Here is an 18,982-nt window from a genome sequence, read left to right on the forward strand (position 1 = left end):
CCATGCATAATGACATAAGACTTCACTTAGCAAATAATGAAAAACAGCAATCTGATATTGAATCGCAACTCGCTACTGCTCTGCAGCAGCGTTTTGAGGCCAACATCAAAGCCTTTGCACGCCATATTCCTTCCCTCGCAGAAAAATTACAGCAAAAGCCATTAAGCAGTACGAGTATCTTTGTAGACAAAAATTCGCAAACTAATATTGTCGATGTTCGCAGTGGCAAAAGCTTCTATCATTTCAATGTAGACGACGAGATCAACAAGCAGTGTGACAATTTAGCTGCACATTGTGCATTGGTTGATATGCCAGGGAATAGTCAAAAATCTGTCAACCGAATAAAAACATTTTCAGAATTTGCTGCGTTTAGTCAGCAGCTAAATGCTCGATTAGCCGAGCCAAAAGTAGATGCTTTAGTCATATTTGGAATTGGCAAAGGCCATCATATCCCGTTACTTTTAGATAAGGTAGATAGCGAAAATGTTGTTATTTATGAGCCTAGCTGGGAGCGTTTCTTTTGCTCTTTATACTGCACAGATTGGTATGTGATTTTAGAACAAGCGGCGCAACATTCCCGACGTTTATTTTTACAAATTGAGCAAAATGCTGCTTCGCTGCATCAAGATCTTAACGAATTGGTATCGGCATTTGATGTTCGTCGAATATTGTTTTACAAACACTATAACGAAGCAAGTTTCGATATAGTGATGCAGGAGTTAAGAGCTGGTAACACCTCGGTGTTGAAGCACCCATGCCCAGAGGGTCATGAGCATGGATTTCAACATTGGGTACCTGCTTGGACGCCGTCCTTGGTGCTTTCTGACTGGCAGGAACTATCGACAAACAGCGAGACTTATATTAAGAACTTTGCTGCATTTGAGCGATACTTTCCCAACATTCATCAAAAATTTGCCGATTATCAAGCGCTTGTTTGGCAAGCGATTGTTCATCGCCATAGCGGACAAGTAAATCTATTTAATATCAATACCTGCACCATCCACACTATCGAAGATGTCACGCTGCATGCTCAGGCGATTGCCGCGCACTGTCGCCGCTATCCAAATCAAGATGGCTTGATTTTTGGATACGAGAGCGACAAATTAAAACACTATTTGCACAACACTTTCATTCGGCGCGCCAACACCATTCTGATCAATCAAAAAGATGAAAAAGGTGAACTGCCCGAGCATATAAAGTCCTTAATATTGTTTGGTTTGGAGGCTGGCTATACCTTCGAAGCACTGCTTGAAAGCACACAAATTGACAACTTATTTATTTGCGAACCTAATCCAGATTTTTTCTATGCTTCGTTGTTTGCTATCGATTGGGCGGGGATCCTAAAAAGTATTGACGATAGTGAGAGCCGATTATATTTAAACGTAGGGGAGGCAGGATCTGCTTTATTTACCGATATTAATTCGCAGTTTCTTGCTGCTGGACCGCATTTACTCGCCGATACTTACTTCTTTCAAACCTACGAGAACGAAGCGCTAGCGAGAGTGATAAGAGACGTTCGAGACCAACTAAAAATCACATTTTCTCTGAGCGAAAACTTAGACCATGCAATGTATGGGATTGCCCACACAAAATACGCATTGCATCATAAAATTCCTGCAATGGCGGCGAATGCCCCAAGTTTGATTAGCAAACATGTTAGGCAGCTTCCGTTATTTATAGTCGGAAATGGCCCATCACTAGACAACAACATTCAGATCGTAAAAGAATATCGCGAGCAAATCTTGGTGGTGAGTTGCGGTACTGCGCTACAAGCGCTGCACAGCTATGGGATTACGCCTGATTTTCATGCAGAAGTTGAACAGTGCCGAGCAACCTTTGATTGGGCATCAAGAATTAACGACCCTGATTATTTAAAAGCAATTACCTTAGTGAGCGTGAACGGCATACACCCAGATACTTGCAATATTTATAAAGAAGCCCTGTTTGGTTTCAAACTCGGCGAGTCGTCTTCCAGCTCTGCACTGTCAATTTTTGGATCGGAGCGTTTTTCTATTCTTAAAAAAGCGTATCCGACAGTCACCAATCTTGCAGTCAATTTCTTTTTAGAGCTGGGCTTTACAAATTTATATTTGCTTGGCGTAGATCTTGGTTTTGTTGATTACAACAAACACCATAGCGCTCAATCAGGCTACTTTGAAAATGGTAAACAAATTTACGACTATCAAGATAACCTTGCCAAAAGCCTGCCAGTCAAAGGCAATTTTAGAGAGCGAGTGTACACCAAAGCGGAATTTAATATTTCACGGCAAATGATGGAGCAGGTGTTAAGTAACTTTAAAGCCGATTGCTACAATTTGTCAGACGGTGTTTTCATTGAAGGCACAACCCCGCTTTATGACGATGACGTGCTCATTGCCAACAGCATAATTGACAGACAAGCCTGTTTAATCGATATCAAAAATGCATTCTTAGTGATCGATGCGGATGTATGTGAACTTTACAAACAGGCATTTAGCCAGCGTATTTTAAATCAGGAAATGGATAAGCTCCGTGCAATATGCCGACAAGACTTGTCGAGTAAAGATGATGTGGAGGCACTGGTTGCAAGCTGCCGAGAGCTGGTCACCGACAACATCATTAAAGGTAAGTCATTATTTATCTATTACTTTTACGGCTCATTAAACAATCTTTGTGCGACCCTAAGCAAAGCCTTAATGTCACAGAGTGAATCTCAGAGTTTGGTCCACGCGGAGCAAATTCTTAGCTATTGGTGGCGCTTGCTCGAGGATGCAAAGCTGATGGCAAATCAAGATGACTTTTTGTTTGACACCAGTTCGTCGTTCTCTGAAAAACGAGAGGCCCCTAGATTGACAAAAAGTCACATACCTTGCGTTGTGTATAACCCCGATTTTGCCGAGTATTTGGCGGATGCCGAAGATAAGCGAATTAACATTGCGCAAAGTATTCCGAAATTATCAGCGGGTATGAAGTCTATTGTGTTTATTACATGTCTGGCCGACATGCAGCAATTTAAGAGTGAGTGGCGCGGCTGCACAAAGTCACAGCATAGCTTCAGTCTGCTGGTGGTCTATACCGATGCAAGACTTTACAAATGTATTCAAAAGGAGCTCAGTCAGGTCTTGCCTGAGTGTGCTTGCTTAGTTTATGTGCCGCTGTGGGTCCCCCCTATAAAGTTGCACAATGTTGCACAAGGTATTGAGCCTTTAACTGACCGACACGAAGGGATTCAATTTTTGATAGCAAGATTAGATGATGCTTCGCGTTTTATGCACATAGTATTTCGTTCAAGATTTGATGAAACTGGCTTGATTCGTGCTTATACCAACAAAGAAGATGAATATAGCTCAGACGCCGCAGATTATTTGGCGACCAACCTTGGGCCTCTGCTATCAGTGAAATATGCATACTCATTCAAACGCTACATAGGGTTTGTCGAGTGCTCAAAACCTGAGCCGACTATGTTAGACGCATTGGATAATCGAGGTTTATATATTCCAAGGGCAATGGAGCCATACGAATTATTAGGTGAGTGGTATAAAACTCAGCAGGCCATTGAAATACGTAGCCATTTACAGGAGCACGTGCAAAGTGTTTGATAACAAAAGTATTCTAATAACAGGCGGAACCGGGTCGTTTGGTAAGCGCTTTATCCAACATTTAATTGACAACTATCAGCCTAAACGCCTTATTGTGTTCTCTAGAGACGAGCTCAAACAATTTGAGATGCAGCAAACTTTCAACCAAGACTGTATGCGCTATTTTATTGGCGATGTTCGCGATAAAGAGCGTTTAGTTACCGCTATGAAGAAGGTTGATTATGTTGTGCATGCTGCGGCCTTAAAACAGGTTCCCGCAGCAGAATACAATCCAAATGAATGCATAAAAACCAACATTAACGGCGCGCAAAATGTCATTGACGCCTGCATCGTAAACGGCATTGAGAAAGTCATTGCCCTATCAACTGATAAGGCAGCTAACCCAGTTAATTTGTATGGCGCAACAAAACTAGCGTCAGATAAATTATTTGTGGCAGCTAACAATATTGCTGGTGCTGACGGTCCATTATTTTCAGTGGTTCGCTACGGAAATGTAGTGGGCTCCAGAGGTTCAGTGGTACCCTTTTATCGCAACTTAATTCAACAGGGCGTGACTAAACTTCCAGTTACTCACGAGGGCATGACGCGATTTTGGATCACGCTGGATGAAGGTGTGGATTTCGTTGTAAAAAACTTTTCGCGAATGCAGGGCGGTGAAATTTACGTGCCTAAAATCCCCTCTATTCGAATTCTCGATCTAGTTGAAGCTATGCAGGGCAGCCGCGAACATGAAATTGTTGGCATTCGACCGGGTGAAAAACTGCATGAAATTATGGTGCCTGAAGAAATGGCCCATCATTCTGTAGAGTTTGAAGACCACTATGTAATTACGCCTGCGATTAAGTTCACTGGTTTGCATGTGAATTATGCTGATAATAAATTAGGTGAAAAAGGTAATGTGGTTACGGAGTCTTTTGAGTATCATTCAGGCACCAATCCACATTTTTTAAGTGTAAAAGAATTGATTGAGCTAGATAAACGTACACTATGATTCCATATGGCAAACATAATATTATCCGAGATGATATTGACGCAGTAGTTGACGTTTTGGAGCATCACTTTTTGACCCAAGGCAGCAAAGTCCCTGAGTTTGAAAAGGCGCTCTGTGACTATACTGGGGCCAAATATTGTACCGCGGTTAACAGCGGAACCTCTGGGCTACATGTTGCTTGTTTGGCTCTCGGAGTTGGCATTGGCGACTATCTATGGACATCGCCTAATTCTTTCGCTGCCTCTGCAAACTGCGGTCTGTACTGTGCAGCGAAGGTCGATTTTGTTGATATTGATGCTGTCACCCGCAATATCTGCCCAATTAAACTTGAACAAAAGCTCTTAACTGCACAGCAGCACGGCACTCTGCCAAAAGCTCTCGTTGTTGTTCATTTTGCTGGGCATAGCTGCGATATGGAAACTATTCATGCGCTTTGTAAGCCTTTAAATATTGCGATAATTGAAGATGCTGCGCATGCGCTAGGAGCAATGTATAACCATAAGCCAGTAGGTTGCTGCGAATTTTCAGATATGGCCGTGCTTAGCTTTCACCCAGTGAAATCAATCACGACGGCTGAAGGTGGAGCTATTGTCAGCAACAATAAGATTTTGGCAGATGCATGCGCGCTCTATGCAAAACATGGAATCACCCGAGACATTGATCAGCTTAGCTCAGAGTCTGAGGGACCTTGGTATTATCAACAGTTAGTGCTTGGCTACAACTATCGCTTAAGCGATTTACAGGCAGCTTTAGGTATCAGCCAGTTAAAACGAATCGATAGTTTTATTCAGCAGCGCCGAGAGTTGGCATCGCGTTACTTAGATGCTCTGCCAAACCTGCCGCTAAAACTGCCAACAAAAGACAGCCTGAAAGAAAGTAGTTGGCATTTGTTCATGGTTGAAGTAACCGAGCATGATCGAAAATCAGTGTATGAACAACTTCACCGTTTAGGGATAGGCGTCAACGTGCACTACATTCCAATTCATTGCCATCCCTATTATCGAGATTTAGGGTTTGCACCGACAGACTTTCCTATTTCGGTCGATTTTTATGAGCACGCTTTGACTTTACCGCTGTTCGTTGGCTTGAGCCATGCCGAGCAAGACAAGGTAATCGAAGCGCTGAGAAGTGTACTGCAGTGAAATTCGCGCTTATACCGGCACGAGGCGGCAGTAAGCGTATAGCCAACAAGAACATACGCTTGTTTAACGGCAAACCTATCATTGCCTATTCGATTGAAACTGCTATCGCATCAAATCTGTTTGACCAAATTATTGTATCTACCGACTGCCCAGATATTGCCGCTATTGCTGAGCAATATGGTGCAAATGTGCCGTTTTTGCGTCCTGAGAATATATCGGGGGACCATGCAAGCACCGTCGAGGTCATACAACACGCCATCACATTTATGCAGGCTCGCTATGACGATGTCACACATTGTTGCTGTATATATGCAACTGCGCCATTTTTGACTGTACAGCACTTAACACAAGCAAGAGACGCGCTGCTTTTGCAAAGCACTTCAGTTTCTTCCAAACAGTCATCGATACAAAAATCCTTTGCCTTCTCAGTGACTGAATTTCCGTTTCCTGTGCAGCGAGCCCTAAAGATTACAAACGGCAATATACAGGCAATGTATCCAGAATATCGCAGCACCCGCTCGCAAGATTTGAGCAAGGCATATCATGATGCGGGTCAATTTTATTGGGGCACCTGCGAGGGTTTTTTATCTGAAAAACCGGTCTTTTCAGAACATTCGATTCCTATTATTTTGCCTGCATATCTTGTCCAAGATATCGATACTCCCGATGATTGGACCCAAGCTGAGCTGATGCATCAAGCGCTTCAACTCAAACTAAATGCTTCGATATAAATCTACGCTCAGTTTTGAGTCATCAATGCTAGGGTGTGTATTTCGAGCTTTGTATTAAACGATTTGACGCTAATTTTTTGGCCGAAAGATTTCCAAAGCAAGCCCTTGAAAATTCCCTAATGTCATTATTTGCCCACCCTGCAGTTTTAAAAATCTCAGAAACGCGCTTTATCTGTTGAATTTTCAGGGCATTTATTCGTTCTGGTTGATTTAATAGTGTCATTAAAGCGACGTTTTCGGTAATATCAGTCGCATAAATGCGACGATATGGAAAAAACAAGCGGCCATGAGTGAAATCCTGATCATTAGTGACAATCAAACTCGAATAGACTACCTCAATATCATATTGACGTTTTTGGGTGAGAACTGTCGTTCATGCAATTACTCTGAATGCATTCAAGTTTTTGGTAAGGGTGATAATTGGTCAGCAGTGCTGATTGATGGAGAGATTCCAGAAGTCGCCGAAGATGTTGTCGAAAAATTCCCCGAAAGCCCATTTATCAACGTTGGATTCCAGCTCAGCGGCGAGCGGCAATTTAAGAACGTTGTTGGGTCACTGTTTGAGCCTATCACGTACCCTAATTTAAACGATTTACTGCAAAAAAGCCGAGACTACTATACCGCTAATCGTCCGCTTGACGCGCTGGTATCGGGTAAAACAAAACTGTTTAGAAGCTTAGTTGGCAATAGCTTAGGTATTACCGAAGTAAGAGATCTAATCGAGCAAGTTGCGCCAGTTGAGGCGAATGTGCTTATTCTCGGAGAATCGGGTACCGGCAAGGAAGTCATTGCGCGAAACGTGCACTACATGTCAAAACGTCAAAAGGGACCATTTGTACCGGTAAACTGCGGTGCTATCCCCGGTGACCTATTAGAAAGTGAGCTGTTTGGTCATGAAAAAGGTGCGTTTACTGGCGCCGTGAATTCTCGCAAAGGTCGCTTTGAAATGGCTGAAGGCGGAACGCTATTTTTAGATGAGATAGGCGATATGCCTCTGCAAATGCAGGTCAAACTGCTGCGCGTATTGCAAGAGCGAATTTTTGAAAGAGTAGGCGGCACCAAAACCTTGCAGTGTGATGTGCGAATCATTGCGGCAACCCATAGAAATCTTGAAGAAATGATCGCCACCGGAAAATTCAGAGAAGATCTTTACTATCGCTTGAATGTTTTTCCCATCGAATCCCCAGCACTACGAGAGCGCGCTCAAGATATTCCCTTACTCTTGCAAGAGCTTGTATCAAGGCTCGAAGGTAGTAAGCAAGATGCAGTAAGATTTACACAAAATGCCATGCGCTCATTAATGGCGCATCAATGGGCGGGTAATGTCAGAGAGCTTTCCAATTTAGTTGAGAGATTGTCAATCTTACATCCTAAGCAAGTGATTGACGTAGAGCATCTGCCGCATAAATATCAATACAACGAAGATGGTCAACAGCAACCTCTTGCCGCGGTGCATCAAGACGAGAACGCTGAGCGAGATGCAATCAACGCAATGTTTAAGTACGCTGAAGCAAACCCAGTTAGCACTGAAACACATTTGCCAGTTGCCGCAGATACAACCTTGCCGAATGACGGCGTGAATCTTAAAGAGTACTTATCTGACCTCGAGATAAGTCTGATTCGTCAGGCTCTTGAGAAACAAGATTGGGTAGTCGCAAGAGCAGCTGACCAGCTTGGAATGCGCCGCACCACTCTGGTGGAAAAGATGCGTAAGTATGAGATATCTCGCCAAAAAGAGACCGATGAAAGCGAATAAATATCATAATACGAATTAGTTGGCAGCCATCGCTCAATAATAGACATTTTATTGCGTTGTGAGCAGCGCGAAAGCTTAACTAACGTCGCTTCACTTATATCGTTTCATATTTTATATAAACTGGGTTTATTTTAGATTACCTCGTTATTTTAATGCCGGCTTAAACTTCCCGACTAGTCGTTTGCTTAGTCCACCTCACCTTGTTTAATTTGTGTTCTATCCGCGGTGATTTAGAGTGTGCCATCATTCGTTTTCATGACGCTAGCATTGCGTTAAAAAAACTATGTTAGCATGGCCAATTATGGCTATTACACAGTCTTTAAGCACACCAAATTACGTGTTGAGGTATAAAAATGTCGAGTAAAGGTTATCAGTTTATGTCTTTGTCTGGGATGAACGTCCTAGATAAATCATCAACAGAATTAGAAGCGTTGACGCAAACCATTCTGAAAAATCAAATCCACGGTATTTCGTTTAGCCCCTACACCGAGGGGCAAGGCCCCGGCACGCCAATTACTGAAGAGCAAATAGGCCAGAGACTCGACGTGATTTCTGATTCAGTGCAGTGGATACGTTCATTTTCTTGCACTGAGGGAAATGAACTGATCCCTAAAATTGCTAAGCAGCGTGGTTTGAAAACCTTGGTTGGTGCTTGGTTAAACGATGACCTAGAGAATAACGAAAAAGAAATCAACAATCTTATCGCGACTGCAAAAGCAGGGTATGTGGACATTGTTGCCGTTGGTAACGAAGTGCTCTTGCGTGAAGACTTAACTGAAGAACAGTTGATCAACTACATTCGCAGAGTGAAAGAGGCATTGCCTGACTTTGAAGTCGGCTATGTCGACGCATATTATGAATTTGAAGTACATCCAAAAGTTACCGAGCAATGCGATGTGATACTGGCGAATTGCTATCCGTTTTGGGAAGGCTGTGCGCTTGAGTATTCTATTTTATATATGAAAGACATGTATCGCAGAGCAGTGCGCGCGGGCAATGGTAAAAAAGTCATTATTACCGAAACCGGTTGGCCAAACGAAGGGCCAAAAGAGTGGGGTGCTGAGCCCTCTTATATTAACGCGATGAAATACTTTATTGGCACCTATCAGTGGGCCGAGGAAGACGATATTGACGTGTTTTACTTTTCTTCTTTTGATGAGACCTGGAAAGTTGAAGATGAAGGTGGAGTGGGCGCGCATTGGGGACTGTGGGATAAAGACGGTCAATTCAAATATGGGTAAATTGCAGACATGCAATGGCGTGAGTAAGTCATCATGGTTTTAGAATACGGCAGCGCGATTTGTTATTCGGGCTATCGCGAGGGGCAAAATCCTCGCGAAGGCATCTATCCCTCGCATGAAGAGATTCATCAAGATTTACTGATTCTACAGAGCCAGTGGCAACACCTGCGTCTATATGACAGCAGTACGCACGCTTATCGCGTACTTGAGGTTATTGCCCGTGAAAAGCTTCCGTTTAAAGTAATGCTCGGTGCGGATATTGGAGCTGAGGTGAGCAATCCTAATTGCCCATGGGGTGCTGATTTTGATAAGGCGACACTGGCACACAATCGTGTTGCTAACGAGCAGCAAATCAACGATATGATTGCACTTGCTAATCAGTATTCTGACATTGTTTCTAGCGTTTCTATCGGCAATGAAGCGAGCGTAGAGTGGACAGATCATCTAGTGCCCGTCGAACGCTTGGTGCACTATGCGAAAACGGTAAAAGCGGGAACCAAAGCGGCAGTTACTTTTTGCGAAAACTATATTCCATGGTCAGATAAACTAGCCCCACTTGCAGAAGTGCTCGACTTTATCTCTATCCATACTTACCCAGTCTGGGAATATCAAAGTATAGAAACTGCGATGCAATACACGCTTGAGAACTATTTAAGCGTCGTCGCCAAGTATCCAAACAAACAGGTGGTGATCACCGAAGCTGGCTGGACTACTGCCTCAAATGGCGGCGGGATTGAAATATGGAATGCCTCCCCTGAACTGCAAAAAATCTATTATCAGCAACTCACTCAGTGGAGTCGTGATAAACAGGTTGTGACTTTTATTTTTGAGGCCTTCGATGAGCCTTGGAAGGGCTCTGGAGATGAAAATGAGCCTGAAAAGCATTGGGGCTTATATTACGAAAACCGACAGCCAAAAATGGTTATGCGGCCTAATCTTTAGGCCGCTTTTTTATTTGGCTTAGCTCAAAGAAAATTGAGCGCTGATCTCGCTTGCAGAGTGAGGGCCAATCCATACATCAAACACACCTTTTTCAGCAGTGTGGTGCATGTGAATATTATAGAACTTCAAGTCCCCTGAGCTTATCACGAAGCTTATCGTTTTTTCTTCACCCGGACTCAGATGAGTTTTCCTAAAACCGATTAGCTCTTTAATTGGGCGGGTAACACTGCCAACACGATCGCGAATGTACAACTGCACGGTTTCTGTGGCTTCACACTTTCCTGTGTTTTTAACCTTAACCGATACAGTCAGTTCATCGTCTGCGCCGATGCTATCCTTATCGAGGGCTAAATCTGAATATTCTACATCCGTGTAATTTAGGCCAAAACCAAATGGATAGCGTGCAGTGTAGTGCACATCTAAGTGAGCTGATACCATGCCCAATGAGGTCTGTGCAGCGCGAACCGGCACGTCATTCATGTGAATATAGGTATCTTCGTTAACCGGTTTACCGCCATGCTTTTGTGAATAATACAGCGGAATTTGCCCAACATGTCGCGGCACCGTGACTGGCAAGCGCCCAGACGGAGTTGCTTGACCAAATAACAGCTCTACAATTGCAGGACCGGCCATTGTGCCTGGGTGCCATGCAAACATTAGTGCGTCTAGATGATCCACGATATTTTCAACAATAATGGGTCTGCCAGCCATCACCACAGCAACAATGGGAGTGCCGGTTTGCGCGAGTGCTTTAATCAGTTCGTTTTGTAATCCGGGTAACTCGATGTTTGCCCTGCAGTGCGCCTCTCCCGATAATATAGATTCTTCACCGACAAAGACCAGAGCGACGTCAGCATTTTTTGCACAGCTTATTGCCTCATCAAATAAATCGCTTTCTAAACTGCGGGTAGAGGCGAGCCCTTTTGCAAGGTGTATATTTACATCATCACCAAGATACTGCTGTAGCGCACTCAAACAGGTAATGCTGTGGCGCTCCTCGCCGTCAAATATCCAGGTACCAAGCTGCTCATAGCCGTCATCGGCAAGCGGACCAATAATCGCAACATTTGACAGTGTTGCTTTATTTAATGGTAAAAGTTGCTTTTTGTTTTCAAGTAATACGCAGCTTTCGATGGCTATTTTCTTTGCTAGGCTGCGTGACGCTGATGTAACAAAATCAGCCTCACTTGGCGTGGGTCTGAATAATCCAGAGGTATCATTTGAAAATAATCCGAGTTTAAATTTCAGGTGTAATATTTTACGCACAGCTTGGTCTATTGATGTCATATCTAAGCGCTTATCAGCGAGCAGAGACGGTCCATGATATCGGAAAGTGGCGCTAGACATTTCCATATCGATACCTGCGGTAATTGCAGCATGGGCTGATTCTTCATCATTTTCAGTGAAACCATGGGTCGCTAGCTGCTTTACAGAATCCCAATCGCTAACAACCATGCCAGTATATTGCCACTCGTCGCGAAGCACCGTTTGAAGGAGCCATTGATTGCCGCTTGCAGGTACGCCATTTAGATCGCCAAACGAAGTCATAAAAGTTGCCACACCGGCTTGGTGAGCTGCGAAAAACGGACGCAAGTACACGTTTCTTAGTTCTGTTTCTGGAATATTTGTAGAGGCGTAATCGCGGCCACTTTCTGATGCGCCATAGCCCGCGAAGTGCTTTGCACAGGCAGCTATCGCACCTGCATCGCTTAGCGAGCTACCTTGGTAACCATTCACCATGGCTTGACCAAAAACACTGCATAGATATGGGTCTTCGCCGAAGCTTTCGGCAATGCGTCCCCAGCGCGGGTCTCTACTGACGTCTACCATGGGTGAAAACGTCCAGTTTATGCCGACTTTTGATGCCTCTAGAGCACTAATATGCGCTGCTTGCTCAACTAAATCTGGTGAAAAACTAGCCGCCTGCGCAAGGGGAATAGGAAAAATTGTTTTAAATCCATGGATCACATCTCGACCTATTAACAAAGGTATACCCAGCGAAGTTTCTTCAAGTGCGATGCGCTGTAGTTCATTGATGATATCGGTATCTACCTCATTGATAATTGACCCAACTAGTCCTGCTCGCACTTGCTCAGCTAATTCATCTGAAATAGTCCCACCATTGCCAGAGACCTGACTCATTTGTCCGAGTTTTTGAGTGAGGGTCATTTTTTGGAGAAGGCTATTTACTAACTCCGGGATGTTGCTTGAGTGGGTCATTCAGCTCGTTCCTTGTTTTTTAAACTGCAAAACGTTTTTGCTACGTTTTCATATGGTAGATAAATACAGGGAAAAGGGGCTTTAAACAAGCTAAGGCGGTCTGAATTTAAGGTCAACAGGAAGAAATTAAATATTTTTGTTTGGCGTAATAAAAATTGCTCGCTAGGGTTAATATTGACATTTTATTGACGGCGTCAAAAAAACTAAAATTGCTAACTCATTGAAAATATTATGATAAAAATTGGCATGTAACGTGCAGAACTCCAAGCAAATGTTCATACGAGTTAGAAGTCTATGTCAACTTTATCGTTTATTGCTGAAGACAGCATCCATCGCGACAAAACCGTCGCATATAATATCGTGCCATCAATCCGCGATGTGTATGCCAAACGCACTTCAATTGACGTCGAAAATGATGCCCTTGCTAACAGGAAAACAGACCAACAGGCAGATTCCATAGACCCAGTCGAAAAACTTGACGAAGAAAACAGTCCCCACCGTTTTTCACATCTTTTATCTATTATGCCAGCTGGCGTTGTAGTGATTGATCAAAAAGGGATTGTGTCGCTTGCAAATAAACAAGCGGGTGCTTTACTCGAAGAGCCTTTAGAGGGCGAGCTTTGGCGTGATGTGATAAAGCGAGCTTTCAGGCCTCAGGCCGATGATGGTCACGAAGTGTCTATGCGAAATGGTAAACGTGTGAAAATTGACATATCACCATTAACTGAAGAGAAGGGTCAGCTAATTGTGATCACTGATCTAACTGAAACGCGTCAACTTCAGCATCGTCTTGGTCATATGCAGCGTTTATCATCATTAGGCAAGATGGTGGCTTCATTAGCTCATCAGGTTCGCACTCCTTTATCTTCGGCTATGCTGTATGCAGAAAATATCAAGAGTGTGCAAACTCAGGGCAGCACCACCGAGCGCTTTAGTCAAAAGCTGATACTGCGCTTAAAAGATTTAGAATCTCAGGTGAACGATATGTTGCTGTTTGCCAAAAGTGGCGACAATCACATTGTTAAAGCGATGAGCTCTGAAGATATTGCAAATGTAAGTATGCAAAATGTCGAGCCGCAATTTGCACAATCGGGCGTAAAACTGTCCCTTATTAACAAAGACCAACAGGCACCGGTGCTATGCAACTTAACGGCTTTGAGCGGTGCAATTAGCAATTTATTAGGTAACGCATTACAGGCCCTTGCGCCCAGTAGCATTGAAGAGCACGCCGTCACTCTCGAAGTAGCAAGACAAACCTTTGATGAGAAAGATTACGTTGTCTTTTCAGTCACCGATACTGGGCAAGGTATTGACGAAGCGCATCTGCAAAAAATGTTCGAACCCTTCTATACCACAAAATCTCAGGGCACTGGCTTAGGCTTAGCGGTTGTCAATACGGTAGCGAAGTCGCATAACGGTTTTGTAAGCTGTGCCAATCGCAAAGACCATCAAGGTGCAGTGTTTTCTATCTCAGTTCCAGTCATACCCAATATACAAAATGAGCCCACGCAAAGCAGTACTCGTTTTGATTCAAATATAGTGAAACCAGCAAACGATGCAAACATTCAAGGAGTCAGCGCATGACTAAAACCAAAGTCCTTATTGTAGAAGATGATCATGGCCTTCGCGAGGCGCTCGTCGATACATTACTATTAGGCGGCTATCAAGTTACGCCGGTAGAAAGCGCTGAGTCAGCCATGGTGAAGTTGTCAGACGCAGAGTTTGATATTGTGGTTAGCGATATTCAGATGCAGGGTATGGACGGATTGTCGTTGCTCAAAAATGTCAAAAATAAGTATCCGCAGTTACCGATGATTTTGATGACGGCCTATGCAAACATTAACGACGCCATTCACGCTATGAGAAATGGCGCTACGGATTATTTGTCGAAGCCTTTTGCGCCGCAAGTCCTTTTGAATTTAGTCGGGCGCTATGCACCAGCACAAAAAGTAGAATCTACCACGCCTATCGTGGCTGACGAAAGCAGTATCAACATGCTCAGCCTTGCGCGCAAAGTGGCAAAGTCAGAAGCAACAGTTATGGTGCTTGGACCGAGCGGTTCAGGTAAAGAGGTCATTTCTCGCTACATTCACGATCAGTCAAATCGAAGTGAGTGTCCGTTTGTAGCAATTAACTGTGCGGCAATTCCAGAGAACATGCTAGAGGCCACACTATTTGGTTACGAAAAAGGTGCATTTACTGGCGCAATTCAAGCATGTCCTGGTAAGTTTGAGCAAGCTCAAGATGGCACCATACTGCTAGATGAAATTACCGAAATGGATATGGCGCTGCAGTCTAAGCTACTGCGTGTATTGCAAGAGCGTGAAGTGGAGCGTCTCGGTGCTCGCAAAACAATCTCTTTAAATGTACGGGTGATTGCAACGAGTAACCGCGATCTAAAACAAGCAGTTGCGAGCGGTAAATTCAGAGAAGATTTATATTACCGCTTAAACGTTTTTCCGATTACGTGGCTACCTTTGGCTCAGCGTAAAGGCGACATTGTGCCATTGGCAAATCATTTAATTGCGCGTCATAGCAAACAGCAAAAGCTGGCCATTGCCAAGCTTACAGCCTCAGCTCAGCACAAATTGTTGAATCATACTTGGCCGGGCAATGTTAGAGAGTTAGAAAATGTAATTCAGCGTGCACTCATACTGGCAGAAAATGCTGAAATTGATGCCGTTGACCTACTTATTGAGCCAGCAAATAGCACGATGGCGGTGCCGCAAAATCAATATTTTGCTCAAGTTGATGACGAAGATTCCGATAACAAGTTATTAGGCTCAGAGCTTAAATATCAAGAACATCAAATTATTTTAGACGCGTTGCAGGTATACAACGGTAAGCGCAAAGACGTAGCCGAAAAGCTCGGTATAAGCCCGAGAACGCTGCGTTATAAACTCGCAAAAATGCGCGAGTCAGGCATCGAGGTGCCAAACTAACCACTTTTTTTGTAAGCAGAAAGATATGGATATCGATCCCTATTGCCGCTCACTTGTTGAGCGGCTTTTTTTTGCATGTGTGTTGCTGGCGCTCAAACCGCTGGGCCGATCAATGAAATATGCAGTTATGTGCAAAGTGGTGATTTCTAGAGGTATCTACTAAAACACTCCAGAGCTGAGCTCGATAGCTCAATGTATCGCAAACAATCCAGCCACTGCAGTTCGTTGCCTGCCTAATATTACAATTATTGCCGCTTGTTCAATAAGTGGCATTTTTATTGCTAACTTACTTGTAGTCGTTACAAAAGTAACAAAAAAATGACAGGTGAGGTTCTTCTTATGGATGTTAAAGCAAATTCGCTGTACCAAGAAATGCAGGCAATGGCAATGCAGGCAAGTGCGCCAGCAGCTCCAATGCAACGCATGGAAATAAGCTCTTCTGGGAGTGAGTTTTCAGACATGCTAGGACAAGCGCTTAACAATGTAAATGGCTTGCAAAGAGAGTCAAGAGGGTTGCAGCAACGCTTTGAAATGGGCGACCCTGATTTAAGTCTTGTCGACGTTATGGTAGCAAAAGAAAAATCTGGTATTGCATTTGAGGCAACCGTTCAGGTGCGCAATAAGCTTCTTGAAGCTTATAAAACCATTATGAATATGCCGGTTTAAGAAGGGACTAAGTAGTGGCTGAATCAGCAAGTACCGAAATAGCAGTATCTCAGGACATTAGCGAACGAGAGGTAGCAGACGCGAGCAAAAACCCTGTATTAGAGGGTTTGGCAAACGCCGACACTATTCGTCAAATGACGATGGTGATCACCTTGGTCATTTGTGTGGCTATCGCTATCTTCATCTTTCTATGGTCGAAAGAGCCGACCTATCGTCCTCTGGTGCAGTTGCCGCCACAAGAGATGATTGAGACCTTAGACTATCTTGATCAAAACCAAATTAAATACAAAATTGAAGGCAGCACTATCTTTGTGGTGGATAGCCAGTTTAAAGATGTTCGCATGGGCATGGTGCGCCAAGGGATCAGCACTCAAGAATCTGGCGGTGCCGACATCATCATGCAGGATATGGGCTTTGGCGTAAGCCAGCGCGTTGAGATGGAACGCTTAAAACATGCTCGCGAGCAAATGATCGCGCGCACCATTGAGGATATGACTGCGGTGAACAAAGCGCGAGTGTTATTAGCTATCCCAAAAGAAAACGTATTTGCTCGCAAAGAAAAACAAGCCAGTGCGACGGTGGTAATTACCACAGCGCGGGGCACTATGCTTTCGGGCGAAGAAGTTGACTCGATTGTTGATATCGTTGGCTCAGCTGTGCAGGGTATGGAGCCCAGCCGTGTTACGGTTACTGACAGCAATGGACGACTATTGAATTCTGGCTCACAAGATTCGATGAGCGCAAGAGCACGTAAAGAATACGAAATTGAAAAGAAACGAGAAGAAGAATACATACAAAAAATTGACTCGATTTTAATACCTGTGCTCGGTCTTGGGAATTACACCGCCCAAGCTGATGTTAGCATGGACTTTACAACGGTTGAGCAAACTCAGCGTCGCTACAATCCCGATTTACCCGCTGTACGCAGTGAAATGATTTCGGAGCAGAACAGTGTAGGGTCTATCATAGCAGGTATACCGGGTGCGCTAAGCAATCAACCACCTTTAGATAGCGATATTCCAGAGCAAGCGGGCGGCGGTGCAAATGGTGCAACAGTGCCAGGCAATAGCAGTAAAGAACAAACTCGTAACTTTGAACTAGATACCACCATCAGCCATACCAAAAAGCAAACCGGCGTGATTCGTCGCTTGAGTGTATCGGTGGCGGTAGATCACATGAACAGCACTAACGCAGCGGGCGAAAGTGTCTCTACGGCGATGTCTCAGCAAGAACTACTTAATATTCGACGCCTATTACAGGGCGGCATTGGCTTTGATGTTACCCGCGGCGATTCTCTGGAAGTTGTGAGCATCCCGTTTAACAGAATACAAACCGGTGTTATCGAAAAACCTGCGCTCTGGGAACAAGAGTTTTTTATGCCAATATTAAAATTGGTAGTAGGCGCGGCGGTAATTATCGTATTGATTCTTGCGGTAGTACGACCAATGCTTAAACGCTTAATCTTCCCCGAAGCTGATATGTCAGCGCTGACAAGTGACGATGATATCGAACTTGATCTTGGTGACGAGACCATGAGCATGTTGAACGATGAGTTTGATGAGGCAAAAGTAGGCTTTGCTGCTGACGGCTCCTTAACACTGCCTAATTTAAATAAAGACGAAGATGTATTGAAAGTTGTCCGCGCCCTTGTGGCTAATGAACCAGAGCTTTCTGCGCAGGTTGTGCGTGGATGGTTATTAGAAGACGAGTAACAAGACTATGGCTGAAAATACAGAGCTACAAAAAACGACTGAAGCACCTCCAGCTTACGACGTAGGTAAGTTGGATGGCATTGAGAAAGCCTCAATTTTACTCCTGAGTTTATCAGAGGACGATGCGGCGCAAATATTGAAATTCATGCAGCCAAAGCAAGTTCAAGCGCTTGGTTCGGCAATGGCGGCAATGGACGATATGACGCAGTCAAAAATCAATGCCGTACATAAGCACTTTATTGAAGAAATCCAAAATTATTCAACTATTGGCTTCAAGAGTGAAGACTTCGTTCGTCGAACTCTGGTTACGGCTCTGGGCGAAGATAAAGCGGCGCACCTGCTCGATCAAATATTGGCAGGGGCAGGAGCAAAAGGTTTGGAGTCCTTGAAATGGATGGATTCAAAGCAGGTAGCGAACATTATTCGCAACGAGCATCCGCAGATTCAAACGATTGTTATGTCTTACCTTGAGCCGGAGCAATCTGCTGAAATTATGGCGCAGTTTCCTGAAAAGGTGCGCTTGGATTTGTTGATGCGTGTGGCGAATTTGGAAGAAGTTCAGCCCGCGGCCTTACAAGAACTCAACGAGATTATGGAAAAACAGTTTGCAGGTCAGGCCGGTGCGCAAGCTGCAAAAATGGGTGGCTTGAAATCCGCCGCGAATATTATGAATTATCTCGACACCAACGTCGAGGCACAGCTGATGGATGCGATACGCGAACAAGACGAAGAAATGTCGCAGCAAATCCAAGATTTGATGTTTGTATTTGACAACCTCATTGATGTCGACGACCGCGGCATTCAGGCAATCCTGCGCGAAGTACAGCAAGAATCGTTGATGAAAGCCATTAAAGGCGCAGATGAAGAGCTACGTGCTAAAATTACAGGCAATATGTCTAAACGAGCTGCTGAAATGCTCGTCGACGATATGGAAGCAATGGGGCCTGTACGGATCAGTGAAGTCGAAACCGCTCAAAAAGAAATACTTTCTATTGCTCGCAGACTGTCTGATGCAGGTGAAATTGTGCTTAGCGGCGGCGGTGGTGAAGAGTTTGTATAAG

At 44.1% G+C, this 18,982-nt stretch carries 13 protein-coding genes; 12 read left to right on the forward strand and 1 reads right to left on the reverse strand.

All coding sequences use genetic code 11. The features are described 5' to 3' along the window. The first annotated feature begins 2 nt into the window (after nt 1–2). The 7 genes from AB9H30_RS00825 (at nt 3) to AB9H30_RS00855 (ending at nt 10,381) form a co-directional block, all read left to right on the forward strand. Nucleotides 3–3,578: a 6-hydroxymethylpterin diphosphokinase MptE-like protein gene (locus tag AB9H30_RS00825; RefSeq protein WP_371192681.1), complete on the forward strand. Its 3,576-nt coding sequence runs from the start codon at nt 3–5 to the stop codon at nt 3,576–3,578. Further along, the gene (gene pseB, locus AB9H30_RS00830) at nt 3,571–4,569 is read left to right on the forward strand and encodes a UDP-N-acetylglucosamine 4,6-dehydratase (inverting) (protein ID WP_371192682.1); all 999 of its coding nucleotides are present in this window, start codon (nt 3,571–3,573) and stop codon (nt 4,567–4,569) included. The genes AB9H30_RS00825 and pseB overlap by 8 nt, the downstream gene beginning before the upstream one ends. Further along, nucleotides 4,566–5,711 (forward strand): UDP-4-amino-4,6-dideoxy-N-acetyl-beta-L-altrosamine transaminase, encoded by a 1,146-nt coding sequence (gene pseC, locus AB9H30_RS00835; RefSeq protein ID WP_371192684.1) that lies wholly within the window; start codon nt 4,566–4,568, stop codon nt 5,709–5,711. Before pseB ends, pseC begins: the two co-directional genes overlap by 4 nt. Beyond that, on the forward strand, nt 5,708–6,442 hold the full coding sequence (gene pseF / locus AB9H30_RS00840; RefSeq protein ID WP_371192685.1) for a pseudaminic acid cytidylyltransferase: 735 nt from the start codon (nt 5,708–5,710) through the stop codon (nt 6,440–6,442). Before pseC ends, pseF begins: the two co-directional genes overlap by 4 nt. A gap of 286 nt (nt 6,443–6,728) precedes the next feature. After that, nucleotides 6,729–8,198, forward strand: a complete 1,470-nt coding sequence (locus AB9H30_RS00845; protein ID WP_371192686.1) for a sigma-54 dependent transcriptional regulator — start codon at nt 6,729–6,731, stop codon at nt 8,196–8,198. Nucleotides 8,199–8,551: 353 nt separating this feature from the next. Continuing rightward, a complete protein-coding gene (locus AB9H30_RS00850) occupies nt 8,552–9,439 on the forward strand; it encodes a glycosyl hydrolase family 17 protein (RefSeq protein ID WP_371192687.1) in 888 nt (295 codons plus the stop codon). Nucleotides 9,440–9,472: 33 nt separating this feature from the next. Further along, entirely contained in the window at nt 9,473–10,381 is a 909-nt protein-coding gene (locus AB9H30_RS00855; protein WP_371192688.1) for a glycosyl hydrolase family 17 protein, read from the forward strand. 18 nt (nt 10,382–10,399) lie between these two features. On the opposite strand, the gene AB9H30_RS00860 is transcribed toward AB9H30_RS00855, so the two are convergent. Continuing rightward, nucleotides 10,400–12,601: a glycoside hydrolase family 3 N-terminal domain-containing protein gene (locus AB9H30_RS00860; protein WP_371192689.1), complete on the reverse strand. Its 2,202-nt coding sequence runs from the start codon at nt 12,599–12,601 to the stop codon at nt 10,400–10,402. Nucleotides 12,602–12,895: 294 nt separating this feature from the next. Here AB9H30_RS00860 and AB9H30_RS00865 point away from each other — a divergent pair, with 294 nt between their 5' ends. The 5 genes from AB9H30_RS00865 to fliG all read left to right on the forward strand — a co-directional run bounded on the left by AB9H30_RS00865 (nt 12,896) and on the right by fliG (nt 18,981). Further along, complete coding sequence (locus AB9H30_RS00865; RefSeq protein ID WP_371192690.1) at nt 12,896–14,185, forward strand: PAS domain-containing sensor histidine kinase; 1,290 nt, start codon at nt 12,896–12,898, stop codon at nt 14,183–14,185. Continuing rightward, nucleotides 14,182–15,543 (forward strand): sigma-54-dependent transcriptional regulator, encoded by a 1,362-nt coding sequence (locus tag AB9H30_RS00870; protein ID WP_371192691.1) that lies wholly within the window; start codon nt 14,182–14,184, stop codon nt 15,541–15,543. The genes AB9H30_RS00865 and AB9H30_RS00870 overlap by 4 nt, the downstream gene beginning before the upstream one ends. 339 nt (nt 15,544–15,882) lie before the next feature. Beyond that, complete coding sequence (fliE, locus tag AB9H30_RS00875) at nt 15,883–16,209, forward strand: flagellar hook-basal body complex protein FliE (RefSeq protein WP_371192692.1); 327 nt, start codon at nt 15,883–15,885, stop codon at nt 16,207–16,209. 14 nt (nt 16,210–16,223) lie between these two features. After that, a complete protein-coding gene (gene fliF, locus AB9H30_RS00880) occupies nt 16,224–17,921 on the forward strand; it encodes a flagellar basal-body MS-ring/collar protein FliF (protein WP_371192693.1) in 1,698 nt (565 codons plus the stop codon). A gap of 7 nt (nt 17,922–17,928) precedes the next feature. Continuing rightward, entirely contained in the window at nt 17,929–18,981 is a 1,053-nt protein-coding gene (gene fliG, locus AB9H30_RS00885; protein ID WP_371192694.1) for a flagellar motor switch protein FliG, read from the forward strand. Nucleotide 18,982 lies beyond the last annotated feature (1 nt).

Source organism: Glaciecola sp. SC05 (assembly GCF_041380235.1).
GTDB lineage: Bacteria > Pseudomonadota > Gammaproteobacteria > Enterobacterales > Alteromonadaceae > Glaciecola.

Excerpts from the sequence above, each read along its gene's own strand:
- fliE (WP_371192692.1), top strand. The coding sequence starts at position 15,883 with ATGGATGTTAAAGCAAATTCGCTGTACCAAGAAATGCAGGCAATGGCA.
- AB9H30_RS00850 (WP_371192687.1), top strand. The coding sequence starts at position 8,552 with ATGTCGAGTAAAGGTTATCAGTTTATGTCTTTGTCTGGGATGAACGTC.
- AB9H30_RS00860 (WP_371192689.1), bottom strand. The coding sequence starts at position 12,601 with ATGACCCACTCAAGCAACATCCCGGAGTTAGTAAATAGCCTTCTCCAA.
- AB9H30_RS00825 (WP_371192681.1), top strand. The coding sequence starts at position 3 with ATGCATAATGACATAAGACTTCACTTAGCAAATAATGAAAAACAGCAA.
- AB9H30_RS00870 (WP_371192691.1), top strand. The coding sequence starts at position 14,182 with ATGACTAAAACCAAAGTCCTTATTGTAGAAGATGATCATGGCCTTCGC.
- fliG (WP_371192694.1), top strand. The coding sequence starts at position 17,929 with ATGGCTGAAAATACAGAGCTACAAAAAACGACTGAAGCACCTCCAGCT.
- pseC (WP_371192684.1), top strand. The coding sequence starts at position 4,566 with ATGATTCCATATGGCAAACATAATATTATCCGAGATGATATTGACGCA.
- AB9H30_RS00855 (WP_371192688.1), top strand. The coding sequence starts at position 9,473 with ATGGTTTTAGAATACGGCAGCGCGATTTGTTATTCGGGCTATCGCGAG.
- AB9H30_RS00865 (WP_371192690.1), top strand. The coding sequence starts at position 12,896 with ATGTCAACTTTATCGTTTATTGCTGAAGACAGCATCCATCGCGACAAA.
- AB9H30_RS00845 (WP_371192686.1), top strand. The coding sequence starts at position 6,729 with ATGAGTGAAATCCTGATCATTAGTGACAATCAAACTCGAATAGACTAC.